12 protein-coding genes and 1 other annotated feature are annotated in these 18,066 nt (G+C 30.9%); of the genes, 9 read left to right on the top strand and 3 right to left on the bottom strand.

The genetic code is table 11. The annotated features are described in order from the left end of the window. The first annotated feature begins 98 nt into the window (after positions 1 to 98). Positions 99 to 1,757: a glutamine--tRNA ligase/YqeY domain fusion protein gene (locus tag LGK95_RS13685; RefSeq protein WP_226125344.1), complete on the top strand. Its 1,659-nt coding sequence runs from the start codon at positions 99 to 101 to the stop codon at positions 1,755 to 1,757. Positions 1,758 to 1,801: 44 nt separating this feature from the next. On the opposite strand, the gene thrS is transcribed toward LGK95_RS13685, so the two are convergent. Then, positions 1,802 to 3,739, bottom strand: coding sequence for a threonine--tRNA ligase (thrS, locus tag LGK95_RS13680; RefSeq protein WP_226125343.1), 1,938 nt, complete (start codon positions 3,737 to 3,739; stop codon positions 1,802 to 1,804). 105 nt (positions 3,740 to 3,844) lie between these two features. Further along, positions 3,845 to 4,047 (bottom strand) — a binding site (T-box leader). Between the two features lie 300 nt (positions 4,048 to 4,347). On the opposite strand from thrS, the gene LGK95_RS13675 reads away from it, so the two are divergent. From LGK95_RS13675 to LGK95_RS22680, 3 genes are all read left to right on the top strand, one after another. After that, positions 4,348 to 6,384 (top strand): putative bifunctional diguanylate cyclase/phosphodiesterase, encoded by a 2,037-nt coding sequence (locus tag LGK95_RS13675; RefSeq protein ID WP_226125342.1) that lies wholly within the window; start codon positions 4,348 to 4,350, stop codon positions 6,382 to 6,384. A gap of 184 nt (positions 6,385 to 6,568) precedes the next feature. Further along, positions 6,569 to 8,542, top strand: coding sequence for a glycoside hydrolase family 55 protein (locus tag LGK95_RS13670; RefSeq protein ID WP_226125341.1), 1,974 nt, complete (start codon positions 6,569 to 6,571; stop codon positions 8,540 to 8,542). A gap of 328 nt (positions 8,543 to 8,870) precedes the next feature. Further along, positions 8,871 to 10,988, top strand: a complete 2,118-nt coding sequence (locus LGK95_RS22680) for a sensor domain-containing protein (protein WP_319001929.1) — start codon at positions 8,871 to 8,873, stop codon at positions 10,986 to 10,988. A 247-nt stretch (positions 10,989 to 11,235) separates the two neighbouring features. On the opposite strand, the gene LGK95_RS13650 is transcribed toward LGK95_RS22680, so the two are convergent. Then, entirely contained in the window at positions 11,236 to 11,445 is a 210-nt protein-coding gene (locus LGK95_RS13650) for a DUF1450 domain-containing protein (protein WP_226125340.1), read from the bottom strand. 124 nt (positions 11,446 to 11,569) lie between these two features. On the opposite strand from LGK95_RS13650, the gene LGK95_RS13645 reads away from it, so the two are divergent. Together LGK95_RS13645 and LGK95_RS13640 are read left to right on the top strand one after the other, a co-directional pair. After that, complete coding sequence (locus LGK95_RS13645; RefSeq protein WP_226125339.1) at positions 11,570 to 12,250, top strand: response regulator transcription factor; 681 nt, start codon at positions 11,570 to 11,572, stop codon at positions 12,248 to 12,250. Between the two features lie 21 nt (positions 12,251 to 12,271). Further along, entirely contained in the window at positions 12,272 to 13,639 is a 1,368-nt protein-coding gene (locus LGK95_RS13640) for a sensor histidine kinase (RefSeq protein WP_226125357.1), read from the top strand. A gap of 233 nt (positions 13,640 to 13,872) precedes the next feature. Here LGK95_RS13640 and spo0A read toward each other — a convergent pair whose 3' ends face one another. Beyond that, entirely contained in the window at positions 13,873 to 14,670 is a 798-nt protein-coding gene (gene spo0A / locus LGK95_RS13635; protein ID WP_226125338.1) for a sporulation transcription factor Spo0A, read from the bottom strand. Positions 14,671 to 14,964: 294 nt separating this feature from the next. On the opposite strand from spo0A, the gene LGK95_RS13630 reads away from it, so the two are divergent. The 3 genes from LGK95_RS13630 to LGK95_RS13620 all read left to right on the top strand — a co-directional run bounded on the left by LGK95_RS13630 (position 14,965) and on the right by LGK95_RS13620 (position 17,990). After that, positions 14,965 to 15,153, top strand: a complete 189-nt coding sequence (locus tag LGK95_RS13630; protein WP_226125337.1) for an alpha/beta-type small acid-soluble spore protein — start codon at positions 14,965 to 14,967, stop codon at positions 15,151 to 15,153. 277 nt (positions 15,154 to 15,430) lie between these two features. Further along, positions 15,431 to 17,137, top strand: coding sequence for a 2-oxoacid:acceptor oxidoreductase subunit alpha (locus tag LGK95_RS13625; protein ID WP_226125336.1), 1,707 nt, complete (start codon positions 15,431 to 15,433; stop codon positions 17,135 to 17,137). Position 17,138: 1 nt separating this feature from the next. After that, positions 17,139 to 17,990, top strand: a complete 852-nt coding sequence (locus LGK95_RS13620; protein WP_226125335.1) for a thiamine pyrophosphate-dependent enzyme — start codon at positions 17,139 to 17,141, stop codon at positions 17,988 to 17,990. Positions 17,991 to 18,066 lie beyond the last annotated feature (76 nt).

The following is an 18,066-nucleotide window of genomic DNA, read 5'->3' as shown; positions in this document are numbered from 1 at the left end:
ACGTTGAAAACTATAGGAAAAAATCTGTTTTTGTGATATATTTAAGAGAATATAGGTAAAACTTACAAATAAACCAGATCAAAAGGAAGGTTACGAACATGGATAATAAAACCACTTCATCGAATTTCATAAGAAACATTGTTTTAGAAGATATAGAGACTGGAAAACACAAAACGATTATTACTCGATTTCCACCAGAACCTAACGGATACTTACATATTGGCCATGCAAAATCAATTATTCTAAACTTTGAATTAGCAGATCAATTTAAAGGTAAAACAAATTTACGTTTTGATGATACAAACCCAGCAAAAGAAGATAAAGAGTACGTGAGCTCCATAGAAGAAGATGTAAAATGGCTTGGATATAAGTGGGATAACCTATTCTTTGCTTCAAACTATTTTGATGAAATGTATAAACGCGCTGTATTATTAATAAAAAAAGGTAAAGCTTATATTTGCGATTTAACAGCAGAAGAGATGAAAGAATACAGAGGCACTTTAAGAGAGTCGGGTAAGGAAAGCCCATACATAAACAGAACCGTAGAAGAAAACTTAGACCTTTTTGAACGTATGAGAAAAGGTGAATTTAAAGATGGAACAAAAGTTGCAAGGGCAAGAATAGATATGAGTTCTCCCAATATGAACATGAGAGATCCAGTAATTTATCGTATATCTCATGCAGTACATCATAATACAGGAGATAAATGGTGTATATATCCAATGTATGATTATGCTCATCCTTTAGAAGATGCAATTGAAGGGATAACACATTCTATTTGTACTTTAGAATTTGAAGATCATCGTCCACTATATGATTGGGTTGTAAACAATTGTGAAATGGAAAACAAACCAAGACAGATTGAATTTGCAAGATTGAATATAACTAACACAGTAATGAGCAAAAGAAATCTTAAGCAATTAGTAGATGAGTCAGTCGTAGATGGTTGGGATGATCCACGTATGCCAACTGTAGCAGGACTTAGGCGTCGTGGTTACACACCTGAAGCTATACGTAATTTTTGCAGAGAAATTGGAGTTGCGAAGGCTAGCAGCACCGTAGATGGAAGACTTTTAGAGCATTTTATAAGAGAAGATTTAAGTCTTAAAACTCCTAGAACTATGGTAGTTTTAAAACCATTAAAGGTAGTTATTACAAATTATCCAGAATCACAAGTAGAAATGCTTACTATTGAGAATAATCAAGATGTACCAGAAATGGGAACTCGTCAAGTTTCATTCTCAAGAGAGATATATATAGAACAAGAAGACTTCATGGAAAATCCACCAAAGAAATACTTTAGATTGTTTATAGGTAACGAAGTAAGACTCAAGGGTGCTTACTTTATAAAATGTAATGATATAGTTAAAGATTCAGAAGGAAATGTATCTGAATTACATTGTACTTATGATCCAGAGACTAAGAGTGGTAGCGGATTTACTGGAAGAAAAGTTAAAGGGACAATCCATTTTGTAGATGCAGTAAATGCAATACCTGCAGAATTTAGATTATTTGAACCTTTAATACTAGACGAGAAACAGGAAGAAGGGAAAACATTCTTAGATCAAATAAACCCAGATTCCATTGAAATATTACAAGGGTTTATAGAACCCAATATGAAAGGTTCAAAACCATTAGATAAATTCCAATTTTTTAGACATGGATATTTTAATGTGGATTCTAAATACTCAACTGACGCAAAAATGGTGTTTAATAGGGTAGTATCTTTGAAAAGTTCTTTTAAAATACAAAAATAATAAAAATCCAGTACAAGATTTTATCTTGTACTGGATTTTTATTATTATAATTGTTTAGTTTCAATTTCTTCTTTAATTCTTTTAATAAATGAATCTAGGGAAGTAGCACCTTCTTCGCCATTTTTACGACTTCTAACAGAAACTTCATTGAGTTCTGCTTCTTTTTCACCAACTATTAGAAGGAAAGGAGCTCTTTCATTTCGAGCTTCACGGATTTTGTATCCAATTTTTTCAGCTCTAAAGTCTGCCTCGACTCTAATCCTTGATTTCTTAAGCTTTGCGACTACTTTATCTGCATAATCATGAAATTTCTCAGAAATTGGTAATACCTTAACTTGTAATGGTGCAAGCCAAGCTGGGAAAGCACCAGCATATTTTTCTATAAGCATTGCAAGTGTTCGCTCATAGCAACCAATAGAAGTTCTATGAATAACATATGGACGTTTCTTAACTCCATCTTTATCAATATAACTCATGTCAAATCTATCTGGTAATTGGAAGTCAATTTGTACAGTAATTATAGTATCTTCTTTACCATAAACATTTTTAAACTGTAGATCTAGTTTAGGACCGTAGAAAGCAGCTTCACCGATAGCTTCTTTATAGTCTATTTTAAGATCATCGAGTATGACTTTCATCTTAGATTCTGTTAATGCCCAAGCTTCAGGGTTATCTATATACTTTTCTTTGTTATTTGGATCCCATTTAGAGAATCTATAAGTAACATCATTTTCAATTCCAAGTGTTTTTAGCATATAATTAATTAAATCTACAACACCTTTAAATTCATCTTCTAATTGTTCAGGAGTAACAACTAAATGACCCTCAGAGATAGTGAACTGACGTACTCTTGTAAGACCATGCATTTCACCGGAAGATTCATTCCTAAATAATGTTGAAGTTTCTGCATATCTAATTGGAAGATCACGATAACTTTTCTGATCTGCATTATAAATTGTAAATTGGAATGGGCATGTCATAGGACGGAGTGCCATAACGTCTTCACCCTTAGATTCATCACCAAGAATAAACATTCCATCTTTATAATGATCCCAATGACCAGATACTTTATATAATTCACTTTTAGCCATTAAAGGAGTCTTAGTTAAAACATAACCTCTTTTTTCTTCCTCATCTTCAACAAAACGTTGTAATAACTGGATTACCTTTGCACCATTAGGCATAAGTAGAGGTAAACCTTGACCAATTATTTCTGATGTAGTAAAGAATTTAAGTTCACGTCCAAGCTTATTATGGTCTCTTTTTTTAGCATCTTCCATTTTTTCTATATGAGCATCTAAATCAGATTTTTTTGTGAAAGCAGTTCCGTATATACGGCTAAGCATTTTGTTTTTCTCATTACCTCTCCAGTATGCTCCTGCAACTTGAGTAAGTTTAAAGGCTTTTACATACTTTGTAGACATTAGATGTGGTCCTGCACAAAGATCAGTAAACTCACCATGTTTGTAGAAGGATAAAACTGCATCTACAGGTAAATCTTCAATTAATTGAACTTTGAAATTTTCATCTATTCCTCCCATGAAAGAGATAGCTTCGGCTCTGTTAAGTTCAAATCTTTCTATTGGTAAATCTTCTTTAACAATTTTTTTCATTTCAGCTTCAATTAGTTTAATTTCATCCGCAGAGAATGAATTTTGTTTATCGAAATCGTAATAAAATCCGCCATCTATAGAAGGTCCAATTGCAAGTTTAGTATTTGGAAATAGCCTTTTTACAGCTTGAGCTAGAATATGAGTGGCAGTATGTCTAAAGGCTTTTTTACCTTCCTCACTATCAAATGTTAAAATACTAACATCACAATCCTCAGTTATCTTGTAACGTAAATCTACAGTTTCACCATTTACAGTACCAGCACAAGCAACTCTTGCAAGTCCCTCACTAATATCTTTTGCAATTTCAATTATAGTTGTTCCAGAATCGTAAGACTTGATTGAACCATCTTTTAGTTTGATATTTACCATTTATATTACCCCTTTCTATTATCTGAGTTGTATAAGGCAGCTTTAAAAAAATATTATAAATATATTTTTTAAAATAAAAAAATCCCGTCCCAATTCTAACTATAGAATTGGGACGAGATTATAATTTCCCGCGGTTCCACCCAAATTGTTTATAAAATAAACCACTTATTAATTATAACGGAATTACCGGACTCTATTGAAGTCACTCAGAGGTAGTCTTCAGGGACGAACATTTAAGAATACTTCCAGCTAAGGTATTCCTTCTCTGTAAATGTGCCGTGGCTTACTTTTCTCTTCGTAGTATTAATATATGTATTTACATTAATTATACCACTTGCAATAATTATGTCAAGATAGTAAATTTAATTATTTATAAATTAGTAAAGTTTTATGGAATATATAATATACTGATAAACATAATGAAAGAATTGTAAAATACAGTAGAAAAAATCTTATAATAACTTTAATTAAAATAAATATAACTTAAATAAGATTATATTCATAAAAACTATTATTAAAAATATATTAATAACGATAATATAGTACTTGGGCACATTCTAATATAGTGGCAATCAACTGAAATATATATGACAATTGGAGGAATATAGGTGAATGGCAAACAAAAATATTTAACTATGATTAAAATAACTATAATATATGCTTTAATTAGTATACTTTGGATATTATATTTAGATGGTACTCTAATAAACCTTACCTATGGGAAACCTATAATAATATGTATTCAGACAATTAAATCAGTCGGGTATGTTCTTATAACATCAATTACAATGTATTTTATGATTTGCAAATGCATTAAAAAATGTAATCTATGTTCACATAAATCTAATATGGATTATGAAGAAATTAAGGCTACTTATGGTCAATTAATAGATGCAAAAGAAGAATTAAGTTATCAATATGATCAAATATATATAAAGCTTGCAAAAATTGAAAAAAGCGAAGAAAGATATAGAATAGCTGTAGAAGCTACCGAGGATGCTATTTGGGAAGTTGATATTATAAATAGAGAATTTTTTTCGTCAGATAAGTTCAATGATATTACAGGATATGATAAAGATGTTATACCTTCTTTTGAGAACTTATCTGATTTAATTGCGAAGGAAGATAGAGATAGAGTATTAAATGATTTTAAAAATTGCATTAATGGTAAAACGTTACATTATAGAAGCAGTTTTAGAGTTAGGACAGATAGCGCAGATGATAAGTGGGTTTTAATTAGAGGCATGTGCACGAGAAATAAAAGTGGCATTGCAATTAAGCTTTCTGGTTCTGTTACAGATATATCTGATCAAAAGGATTTTGAAGAAAGAATTAATAAACTTAAGTACTATGATATATTAACAGATATACCTAATAGGAAATTATTTATTAGTATACTCGATAATGAAATTATCAAGGCAAAAGATAAGCAAGTTAAGCTTGCTGTGTTATTTATTGACTTAGATAATTTTAAGGAAATTAATGATACTTTAGGGCATGATTATGGGGATAAATTATTAAAGAATGTTGCAACACTTATTAAAGAGTCGGTTAGACAAGAAGATCTTGTTTCAAGAGTAGGAGGAGACGAGTTTTTTATTTTACTTAAAAATATTAAGGACTCAGATCAGATAAGAAATCTTTGCGAAAGACTATTAAAAGTACTAGATTGTGACATAAGTATAGAAAACAAACATGTATATACTTCAGCAAGTATTGGTATCGCGGTGTTTCCAAATGATGGTGAGGAAACTTGTATACTATTTAAAAATGCAGATACTGCAATGTACAGTGCTAAATACAATGGTAAAGGTAAATATTGTTTCTTTAACAAAAGTATGAGTGATGTAGTTGCAAGGCGTGTTCAAATAGAAAAAGGGTTAAGGTCTGCATTAGACAATAATGAACTTGAAATTCATTATCAACCACAAATAGATATTATAAATAATAAGATAAAAGGTTTCGAAGCACTTTTAAGGTGGAATAGTTCGAAACTTGGCAAAGTACCACCTTCAGAGTTTATACCCGTTGCTGAGCAAAGCGGTCTAATAATCCCGATTGGTTATTGGGTTATAAAAACAGTATGCCTACAAAATAAATTATGGAAGAGTAAAGGTTACTTATATGATACTATAGCAATAAATTTATCTGCAATTCAATTACTCAATGATGAATTTGAACAAAGCCTGAAGGATATTATAACTGAAACAAAGATTAATCCTATATTTGTAGAAGTAGAAATTACAGAAAGTATTTTGTTAAAAGATTTTGAAAAAAGTGTTAGGGTACTTACTGTGATTAGAGACTTAGGTATAAATATTGCTTTGGATGATTTTGGAACAGGATTCTCTTCTCTTAGTTATTTAAAACAGTTGCCTATAAATACATTGAAAATAGATAAATCTTTTATTGATAATATTCTTACAAATAAAAGAGAGAAAGCTATCTTAGATGGAATAGTACAACTTGCGCAAAAAATAGATTTAGTGGTTATTGCAGAAGGAGCTGAAATCAAAGAACAAATTAACTTGCTCAAAGAAATGGGTTGTAACCAAATACAAGGTTATTATTTTAGTAGACCTCTCCCCACAAGTGAAATTGAAGAAAAGTTTTTGAAAACTAATTGGGTTGAACCTTATAAATAAACGTAAGAGTTGTAATTTTTATATTACAGCTTTTTATTTTTAAGCTTTTTATATAATAGGCAAGGAACAATTCCAGAAATGTATGAAATATGGGGGTAAAAGACTACTCACCTTTACAGTGAATTTGAGTATGATAATATAAGAAATAATAACAAACAAAATCAACCAATAAGGAGAAAAATGGATGGCTATTTTCGGAACTATGTCAATAACCAATGCTGGGCAAGCATTATATACAAAATCACAAGCTGGGAAACCTATTATATTTACTAAATTATCAATAGGTTCAGGGCAAGTATACACGCAAAATACAGCTACATTAACCGATTTAGTATTAACTAAATTCGATGTTTTAATTCCATTAATTTCACTAAATACATTAAAAAAATCCGCAGCAATTAGTGGAGCAATAAGCAACATTGATATGCCAGTAACAACTTATATATGTGAGGTAGGGCTATGGGCAACAGACCCCGACGTGGGATTAATTTTATATGGATATGCAAGTGCAGGAACACATGGAGATTATATGGCTTCAGCATTTCAAGGTGCTTACTCGTGGATATATCAAGTCAATGTAGCTATTGGAAATGATTCTATTTATGTAACTTCAAATATAAGTAATTTCTTATATGATTACGTTATGTTAAGGACATATACAACTTTCACTGTTATTAATGGTGGAAACCGAAAGGTAATTAATAATAGTATAGCTGATGTACATAATGTATTAGCTATTAGAAAAGTGGAAAAATATGATTTATATATAAATGTACAAGATTATGGAGCTAAAGGGGATGGTATAACTGATGACACTATAGCAATACAAACAGCTATTAATGATACACCAAGTCCAGGAGTTTTATTTTTTCCAAGAACTAATTATTCATATAACTTTACAAATTTAGTTATACCGAGTAACAAATCAGATTTAAAGATATTAGGTAGTGGGTTAGTTAATTCATGGCTTAAATCTACTGCTTTAATTCCATTTTCGGTACAGGTGAATGGATTCAATATTGATTCAATTAGAATACAAGGACCTGGTATATTTGTTGTAGGTTCAATTTTATTTAAAGATGATAGAGTTCTAAATACAGCAGATTTTGATATGAACGTAAAAAATTCTTATATAGCCGAAACTGAAACAGTAGTAAAAACAAAAGGGCATGGGGTGAGCTTTGAGTCTACATTCTTTTATGATATTAGAAGTTATATTATAGACGCTGGTTTTCCGGATATTTCTGTATATGTCCCGGGTTCCTCAAATAATGGGTTATTTACTACAAGTTTTAGAGGGTTTACATTTAAGAACAACACAGTTCATTTTTCACCTTGCATGATACTTAAAAATACCGGAACAAATGCGAAAAATTTAATGGGTGTTATTATTTCAGGGAATCAGTTACAAGGTTCCAGTGGCTACATAGAAGGATATGTGAGAAATTGTCAAGTATCCAATAATATACATTATCAATGTGGTAATGTTAGGAAGGCACTTTTTATGTTGAATGGTTGTGATAATTTAAATATTGAGTTAAATGTAAGTGGAACAAAACTTGAGGTAGAAGGATTAGACACATATTGCAATGAAATAATAGATAGTGATGGCGTCTGTAATAACCTTACTATTAAAGGGAACATACAAGATGTATACAAAGATTGCTTTTTATTTAGAGCAGGCGGTAAAGGAATAAAAATTGATGTAAATGCAAATAACATTTCAATAGGTGGCAATTACAGTTTAGTTAATTTATCCGTTCCCACGAGTGTTTATGACGGAATAGTAGTAAACGGAGTTGTAACCAGCCCCAATACTGATTTTTTAGCAGTTAAGAGAGACTATAATTTAGTTAGAAATTATAATATTAATTTGGAGGTTATAGGGGATTTTCAAAGGTATGATAATTTAGATCCTGCAGAATCAGGAACTAGAAGACCGGTTACAGGAATATATAGTGGGGATGGAACAACTAGCCAACATATTATTGTTAAATTTAAGGCTGCTTTAATACAAATATCTTCAAATAATTACTTTGTTATGAGTTCAGTAATTTCACACGAAGTTGCACCAGATATAACAATTACAGACGCAGGTTTTACGATAAGGGGTACAGCAAATACAAGTGGAACATTGTATAGTTTTAGAGCACAATAAAACATCCTGTAAAGGGTGTTTTTTATTACTTCAACTTTTTTCATCTCTTTTTTTATGGTGGTTATTTTTAGGTATTATTAGCTTAAAGGACACAGATTTTTTTGACTAATTGCAAAGACTTCAATGTAAATCATAAAAGTATTAATGTAAATCATGAAAAGTGTTAATAAATCATAAAATTGGACGATAATATATAATATTATGATGTTAAGGAACAATCGAAGTTATAATATAAAATATAAGAAGTGAAACAAGAAACTTAAAGCACAATCATTAAAATGAGGGATTTGCGATTTATTAATCTATAAACATTAATAGGAGGATATAAATGGGCGAAAGTTACATAGATGAGACTATAAAAGATGAATTAACAAGAAAAATCCAACCATTTAATATAGAGTCCTTATCTTATGATGTGAATAAAATTAAAAAAATGCCAATTAAAATAACTATGGCATATGTATTAAGTGGTGGACTTTGGGTATTATTTTCAAACAGAATTCTAAATACAATTATTCAAAATAAATCTTTAATGGCACATATAAAGCCTATTAAAGGGTTGATTTATATACTTATAACATCTCCAATAATTTATTTTATAGTGTATAAATTTTATGATGAATGTAAAATACGGTTTTACGAATTAAAAGCCAATCATGAAAAAAACCAGGAAAATCTTGAGCAAATAATAGATGCTAAAGATGAGTTAAGAGCGCAATATGAGGAATTAACTAAAAAACAATTACTAATTGAAAAAAGTAAAGAAAGGTATAAGTTAGCTTTAGAAGGAACTAATGATGCTATATGGGAAATTGATCTTGTAACAAACAAGTTTTTTTCTTCAGATAAATTTAATGATATTACGGGGTATGATAAAAATAATATAACGCACCTTGAGGATTTAGTTAAGTTATTTGCAAAGGAAGATAGAGAAATTGAAGAAAAGAATTTTAATGATTATATTATTGGCAAAAGCTTATATTATAAAAGTAGCGTTAAGCTTAACTTTAATGGGATATCGGATAAGTGGGTTTTAATTAGAGGTAAATGTCTAAGGAATAGTAAGGGTATTGCAACTAAGATATCAGGATCGATTACAGATATATCTGGTCAAAAAAAATCTGAAGAAATAATAAACAGATTGAAGTACTATGATATGTTAACAGATTTACCTAACAGAAAATTATTTATCAACACATTAGAAAACGAAATTGTTAAGGCAATGGATAATGAATTTAAAGTTGCAGTATTATTTATTGATATTGATAACTTTAAAGAGATTAACGATACTCTAGGCCATGATTATGGAGATGAATTATTAAGAAACGTTGCAACATTATTTAAAACATCTATTAGAGAGGGGGATCTTGTATCCAGAGTAGGCGGAGATGAATTTTATGTTCTAATGAGCGATATTAAGGATTACGACCAGATAAGTAGTCTCTGCGATAGACTACAAAGTATATTAAACCGTGAAATAAGTATAGATGATAAACATGCATATACTTCGGCAAGTATGGGGATTACCGTATTTCCTGATGATGGTGATGTGACGAATATTCTACTGAAAAATGCAGATACAGCAATGTACAGTGCAAAATATAATGGCAAAGGTAAATATTCATTTTTTAATAAGAGCATGAGTGATGTAGTGGTAAGACATGTTGAGATAGAAAAAGGGCTAAGAAATGCTTTGAAAAAAGACGAGCTCGAAATATATTATCAGCCACAAATAGATATAATAAACAACAAAATAAAAGGATTTGAAGCACTTTTAAGATGGGATAGTTCTGAGCTTGGAAGAGTATGTCCAACAGAATTTATACCTGTTGCAGAGAAAAGCGGATTGCTAATTCCTATGGGTGATTGGATTATAAAAACAGTGTGCCTACAAAATAGTATCTGGAAGAGCAGGGGGTACCTATATGATACTATTGCAATAAATTTATCTGCAGTTCAACTTGAAAATCATAAATTTGAAGAAACATTGAAAAAACTTATAGCTGAGACAAAGATTAACCCTAAGTTTGTGGAGCTAGAAATCACAGAAAGTATTTTAATGAAGGATTTTGATAACAATGTTAAATTGCTTACGGATATTAGAGATTTAGGAGTAAACATTGCTTTAGATGATTTTGGAACAGGATATTCCTCCCTTAGTTATTTAAAACAGCTACCTATAAATACGTTAAAAATAGACAAGTCCTTCATTGACAATATTGTTACAAATGAAAGGGAAAAGTCCATTGTAGATGGAATAATACAACTAGCACAAAAAATTGATTTAGAAGTTATTGCAGAAGGGGCAGAAAGTAAAGAACAAATAAGGCTACTGAAACAAATGGGTTGTAATCAAATACAGGGTTATTACTTTAGCAAACCTCTTCCAGCGAGTGAAATTGAAGAAAAGTTCTTAAAACCTAATTGGATTGAATCATATAATTAGAAAACCATTATTATGAATAATATTATTGGTAGGGGGATTTAAACAGCACATCATCAAAGGGATATTACAACTAATTCTAGTTGTGTCCATTACGTGGTGTGCTGTTTTTAGTTGAAGGAGAATTTTGAAAAATGAATTGTTACTAATAAAAGTGATATATTTCTTTAAATGTAAATTTGGAGGTCATTTCATTTTGCCTTGACCGCAAAATCTTCATAATAACTACATAAGTTTTTGGTACGATTTATTATAATTTGCTGATAATCATATCATACAAATCTTTTTTGTCCTTGCCTACTAATATTTCTTTATCCACTTTAGCTATAGGCGGTTCCTTACACTTATGGCATTTACCAATACATTTTTTCGTGGATATATTTATATCTGGGTGAGTTTCGGTTATCATAGTAGCGATGGCATCTGTCCATTTATTTTTCTTGCATAATTTAACTTTCATATTATCAGCTCCTTTATATGTTTATATTATACTCAATATCTATGGGATATAATAGGGAGTGGTGTTTATTAAATTAAGTGGGGGACGGTTAACAACTATCAAGTATTAATTAGGGGGCTCAAACGTGGATAACATATTAATTATTGAAGATGAAGAGAAAGTTTCGGAAATACAGAAGGCATATCTTGAAAAGGAAGGCTATGGGGTTCATTGCACTACAAAGGGGCTTGATGGCATAAAAATTTTTGAGAAAATGGAGTTTAGCTTAGTAATATTAGACCTAATGTTACCAGATATATCTGGTGAAGAGGTTTGTAGTGTGTTAAGAAAAATTTCAGAAGTGCACATATTTATGCTTACAGCAAAAAGTAGTTTAGAGGATAGAATAGAAGGATTAAACCTTGGAGCAGATGAATACCTCGTTAAGCCTTTCAGCCCAAGGGAACTAACTGCAAGAGTAAATGCTTTATTTAGAAGGATTAATGTAAATAAATCTGAAACAAAGGTTTATAATAATGGAGATTTAGAGATTAATTTTGACAAAAGAGTAGTTAAGGTAAAAGGCCTTGAAATCTATCTCACACCAAATGAATTTGATATACTACATGTGCTCTCATCTAATTTAGGGAAAGTATTTACAAGAGAACAGCTAATTGAAAGAATTATGGGGATAGATTTTCAAGGCTTTGATAGAACAATAGATGTACATATTAAAAATATACGTAAAAAGATAGAAGAGGACAGCAGAAATCCTAAATATATAGTAACCGTAACTAGAATAGGTTATAAATTTGGTGGTGAATAATTTATGAGAAACATAAACTCTATGCAAAGCATAAGAAAAAGATTAAGTATTATATTGGTATGTACCGCTATATTGGCGCTTTTATTGTCAACATTATTTGTTAATATAGCTGTATCAAGAACATTTAATAGATACCTAGTTGAAATACAAAATAAACGGGATATTAGAATAGTAAGTTACCTAGAAGATGTATATAAAAAGAGTGGTAACTGGTCAAAAACTTCAGGTATAGAACTTGCACATGAAGCCTATATGAGCAGCTATTGCCTTACCCTTAAGGATCAAAATAAAAAGGTCGTTTGGGGAATGAATGCTAATGATATAGTTCACAATATTAATGTTAACATGTCAGGTAAAAATGAGGGAGTTTATACTACAAGCACTCTTAAAATAAAATCTAAAGGTAAAATTGTAGGATATATAGATATAGGTCAATACGGCCCAGTATTATTATCTAAAGAAGACATAAGTTTTAAAACATCAATAAATGAGAGCATTATTTTAAGTATTCTTTTATCAATTTTGATAACAATATTAATTAGTATATTTATTTCAAAGCAATTTTCTAATCCTCTTAGTCAAGTTTCAAAAGTTTCAGTCCATCTGTCTAATGGGAATTATCACGAGAGGTCTAATGATAAGAGTAGCATTATTGAGCTTGAGGATCTAAGAAATAGCATGAATACGCTAGGAGAAAAGCTTCAGCATCAGGACGAACTTAGGAAAAGGTTGATAGCGGATATATCTCACGAAGTTAGAACACCCCTAAATGTTCTTCAAAATAATTTTGAAGCCATGATTGATGGTATATTTCCAGTAGACAATGAAAGATTGGCTTATCTTAATGAAGAAGTTATTAGGTTTGGAAAGCTATTAGACAATTTAAATGCTTTAAAAGAGATTGAAGGAAATAAAATAGTCTTAGATGTAGAAGAAATTTCTTTAAAGGATATTCTTTGCTTAGTTGTAAAGGAATTTCAACTAATATCAGAAAATAAAAAGATTCATATGACATTAGAATGCAGTACCAGTAAGCAATGCAACATTTTAGGGGACAGAGATAAAATAAAACAGGTAATTATAAATTTGCTTTCAAATGCAGTTAAATTTACACCTGAGCAAGGGAAAATTAATATTACTCTAAAAGAATCTGATGAAAAAGTCATATTAAAAATACAAGACACAGGCATGGGCATTAAGAAAGAGGATTTACCTTATATATTTGAAAGGCTGTATAGAGGAGACAAAAGCAGACATGAAATAGAAGGCTCAGGTATTGGACTAACTATAGTTAGAAACATACTAGCCCTTCATAATGCAGATATAGATGTGAAAAGCAAAGAAGGCAAGGGGTGTGCTGTAACTGTAAGATTTAATAGAACATTATAATTATCTAAGTACATATTAGAGCCACATCCAATTAATCACAGAATGTATGTGTTTTATAATATATGGGAAAGAAGCAGACTGATCATTGTTACAACTAATATCCTATAGAATTTATGACATAAATAAAAATAAATGTAGTAGGGTTATGGCTACTACATTTACATAAGATGGTATTAAGGATATTAACTATCGTCCTAATAAAAAATATTTATAGGAATGTTGGTAAAAAAAAATTATAATTTCGATTTGTTAGTGACCATTTCTATATAGTCTGAATTAGTAGAATCTACTTTTTCATTGCCAATAGTATAATTAAATATTTTGTTAATAGTTATCGCCTTTCCGCTAGTGCGTGCAACATCTATTGCATGACTAATTGAGCTATCTACCATACTAGCAGTAGTATTAAATTTTTCACCTATCAATGGGTACAATTCTTTTGGAACTGATGATAAAAGTGAAGCATTATTTACTACCATATTTATTGCTTCTCTTAAATACATATAACTTTTTATATTAGCAGGAATACCAATTTCATGAATACTACTAGTTATTTGACCAATAAGATCAACCCTCTGGCTTTTTTTAATTTCAATTTTAGTCTTTTTAAGATTATTTAAGGGGTTTGTTACATCATCATCACATACGGTGGTATTAAACATTCTTCTTATTCTTTTAATAAATATTTCTATGTCAAAAGGTTTAGTAACATAATAATCGGCTCCTAGTGATACAGCTTTTTGAGATATTATATCACTATCAACTGCTGATAAGACTATTATGCGAGGAACTTGATCTAACTCCATTGTATTTAGACTCTCTAAAACTTTCAAACCATCAAGTATAGGCATAACTAAATCAAGTATTACTAAATCAGGTTTTTTATCTTTAATTAATGTTAATGCTTTTGCTCCATCCTCAGCGATTCCATTAACAACAATATCTTCTTGCGTTAATAGATAATCATAAAGAACATTACAAAAATCTTTATCGTTATCAGCAATGACTATGTTTATTTTCGGTTCTTCCATATTTGTAGTCCCCTTTATATATGTTTTATACCATATTATATATATTCGACAAAATATTGGAAAATACCTTTATTTCAAACAAAATAATTCAAATATTGTAGAAATAAGTAATGTAAAAGGATCATTTTTCCAGTCTGACGTTACTTATTTCGACATTTTGAAACAAAAATGAAAACAATTATACATCATAAATTATATTAAAATAGTCACAAATTACTAGGAGTATTATTTTCAATAATGCACATCATACTAGTAGAAATGAAAATCATTATCAAATAAAAGGAGGAGATTTATATGTCAAGAAACAGAGTATTAATACCAGAAGCTAAGGCAGGATTAAATAAATTTAAGATGGAAGCTGCTAAGGAAGTAGGAGTAAATCTTACAGAAGGTTACAATGGAGATTTAACTTCAAGAGAGAATGGTTCAGTAGGCGGACAAATGGTTAAAAAAATGGTTGAGTCTTACGAAAAGAATTTATAATAAAAAGAGGAACAATTATAAAGGGTATCTATAGTTAAACACATGTATTGAAGTGTGTATGCTATAGATACCTTTTTTTATGTCTATAAGAACTAAATATACATTAGGTGAAAAGTATTGTTCTTATTGTAGTTATATTGAATATACTAAATTGAATGTAGGCGATTAAATATTATTAACACAAGCAACACTAAAGCTATTAAATTAGCAAATATCCCATGAATTTGATAACCATACTATTTATCGCAACATACAAGCATAAAAGGGGGTTGAACATATGATTTATAATGTTTTGATTGGCGGAGCTGCAGGTCAGGGCATGGAAACCCTTGCTACAATACTCGAGAAACTCTTTAAAAAGAAAGGGTTTGAAATTTTTACTTTGCAGGATTATATGTCTCGAGTTAGAGGGGGGCATAATTTTTTTCAAATTCGTTTCGGAAATGAAGAGATAAGCTCACATTGCAATGAGATAGATGGTATTATTGCTTTAAATAAAGAAACCATTGAACTACATTTAGATGAACTTACAGATACTGGTTTTATTATTGCTGACCAAGCAATCGAGTATAAAGATGATAGGATGTATAATCTTCCCTTAAAATCAATTGCAAAAACTATAGGAAATCCTAAAGCTTTTGGAAATGTAGCCCTGGGAGCACTTCTTAAGCTTTTTAATTTAGATTTAAGTTTTGTGGAGGATTTATTAAAAGAGACCTTTAAGGCGGAGGTTGCAGTTCAAAATTTCGCTGCTTTCGAAGCCGGATACAAAGAGGTTTCACCTAAATATGATATTAAGGCAAATGAGAAGGAACAAAGTATATTAATTAATGGTAATGATGCTATTGCTTTAGGAGCTTTGGCTGCAGGTTGCAAGTTTTACTCAGCATACCCTATGACACCTTCTACAACTATAATGGATTACCTTGCTTCAAAAATTCAAGAAGCTGAAATAGTTGTTGAACAGGCAGAGGACGAAATAGCCGCAATAAATATGGCTATTGGCGCTTCTTATGCTGGAGTACGAGCAATGACAGGCACCTCTGGCGGTGGGTATGCTTTGATGGTAGAGGCTTTAGGTTTATCAAGTATGTTAGAAGTTCCGCTAGTGGTTGCTGAAATACAAAGACCTGGTCCTACAACTGGATTTCCAACTAGAACTGAGCAAGCAGATCTTAAGTTTGTTATTTCAGGAACCCCAGGAGAGGTACCAAAAATGGTAATAGCTTTAAGACACCCTGAGGACTGTTTTTATCAGACTATGAGGGCATTTAATTTAGCAGATAAATACCAAATTCCAGTAATTTTGCTAGGAGATCAATTTCTTGCAGATAGTCTAAGGACAGTAAATTCTTTTGATTTTAAAAGAATTAAGATTGAAAGATACTTAAGTGAAGAAGAGTACATCGGAGATGAGTACATCGGAGATGAGTATGCAGGGGATAAGGTATATAATAGGTATGAAGTAACTACATCTGGAGTTTCTCCTAGAATAACTCCAGGTAGAATACCAGGTAAAACTGTTTTAGTGGATAGTGATGAGCATGATGAAACTGGGCACATTACAGAATCGGGAGCGGTAAGAGTTATAATGAATGATAAGAGACTAAGAAAAATGGAGTCTATAAAGGAAGATTTATTAGAACCTGAATATATAGGACAAGAGGATATAGATACCTTATTAGTTGGATGGGGATCAATGCACGGGCCAATTAAAGAGGCGGTTAAACTTCTAAATGCGAAAGGTAAAGAAAAATATGGTGCTTTAGTATTTGGAGATGTATGGCCATTACCAGAGAATTTGCTTAAAGAGAAGACTCTTAAGGCTAAAAAAGTAATAAATATTGAACAAAATGCAACAGGTCAACTTGCACAACTTATAAGAGAAAATACGGGAATACAAATGGATGAAAGTTATTTAAGGTATGATGGAAGACCAATAGCCTCTGAAGATATAGTTAAAAATTTAAAGGGGGTTATATAACATGGTTGATTGTAGCATTTCTACTTCAGAAACAGCATGGTGCCCAGGCTGCGGAGATGCAAATATACTTTTAGCATTAAAGGAAACACTTATAGAGCTTGGCAAGAAACCTCATCAGGTATTAATAGTTGGAGGAATTGGGCAAGCAGCGAAAACACCACAGTATATAAATACAAATGGTTTCTGTGGTCTTCATGGAAGAGCTCTACCACCAGCAATCGCTGCTAAAATTGCTAATAAGGAAATGACAGTAATTGTGGATACAGGAGATGGTGATGCTTATGGAGAAGGTGGAAATCATTTTATCCATAATGTGAGACGAAATGTTGATATAACTCATTTTGTACATGATAATCAAGTGTACGGATTAACAAAGGGGCAGGCATCGCCGACTTCGGATATAGGACATGTAACTGCAGTGCAACCATTTGGTTCAAATAATATACCAATGAACCCTATTTTACTTGCAATTACACTTGGAGCAGGTTTTGTGGCAAGAGCTTTTAGTAATGATAAGGCAACACTAAAGGAGATAATGCTGCAAGCGATAAATCATAAAGGATATGCGCTTGTAGACATCCTTCAACCTTGTGTAAGTTTTAATAAAATTAATACACATCAATGGTATAAAAATAGGGTATATATGCTTGATAAAAACTATGACCCAACCAACAAATTAAAGGCAATGGAGACGGCAATGGAATGGGGAGATAAGATTCCAATTGGAGTGTTATATAGAGAAGAAAAGCCTCATTATACTGATAAACTAGATTTTCTTAAAAATGGTAAGCCCTTAGTAGATTGTGAAATTGATTTAGATAGAATTAGCGGGTTTATGAACGAGTTTAAGTAGACGATAAATCACTGAGTAAATAAAGTATACAAAAAATTAAAAAGAGTTGTGTAAGCTAGTCAAGGAAAGCTTATAC

Source organism: Clostridium algoriphilum (assembly GCF_020443705.1).
Lineage (GTDB): Bacteria > Bacillota > Clostridia > Clostridiales > Clostridiaceae > Clostridium_AD > Clostridium_AD algoriphilum.
Note: the sequence above shows the minus strand (reverse complement) of the source record. Positions and strands in the feature narration are given on the sequence as shown.

Excerpts from the sequence above, each read along its gene's own strand:
- LGK95_RS13685 (WP_226125344.1), top strand. The coding sequence starts at position 99 with ATGGATAATAAAACCACTTCATCGAATTTCATAAGAAACATTGTTTTA.
- thrS (WP_226125343.1), bottom strand. The coding sequence starts at position 3,739 with ATGGTAAATATCAAACTAAAAGATGGTTCAATCAAGTCTTACGATTCT.
- LGK95_RS13670 (WP_226125341.1), top strand. The coding sequence starts at position 6,569 with ATGGCTATTTTCGGAACTATGTCAATAACCAATGCTGGGCAAGCATTA.
- LGK95_RS22680 (WP_319001929.1), top strand. The coding sequence starts at position 8,871 with ATGGGCGAAAGTTACATAGATGAGACTATAAAAGATGAATTAACAAGA.
- LGK95_RS13650 (WP_226125340.1), bottom strand. The coding sequence starts at position 11,445 with ATGAAAGTTAAATTATGCAAGAAAAATAAATGGACAGATGCCATCGCT.
- LGK95_RS13640 (WP_226125357.1), top strand. The coding sequence starts at position 12,272 with ATGCAAAGCATAAGAAAAAGATTAAGTATTATATTGGTATGTACCGCT.
- spo0A (WP_226125338.1), bottom strand. The coding sequence starts at position 14,670 with ATGGAAGAACCGAAAATAAACATAGTCATTGCTGATAACGATAAAGAT.
- LGK95_RS13630 (WP_226125337.1), top strand. The coding sequence starts at position 14,965 with ATGTCAAGAAACAGAGTATTAATACCAGAAGCTAAGGCAGGATTAAAT.
- LGK95_RS13625 (WP_226125336.1), top strand. The coding sequence starts at position 15,431 with ATGATTTATAATGTTTTGATTGGCGGAGCTGCAGGTCAGGGCATGGAA.
- LGK95_RS13620 (WP_226125335.1), top strand. The coding sequence starts at position 17,139 with ATGGTTGATTGTAGCATTTCTACTTCAGAAACAGCATGGTGCCCAGGC.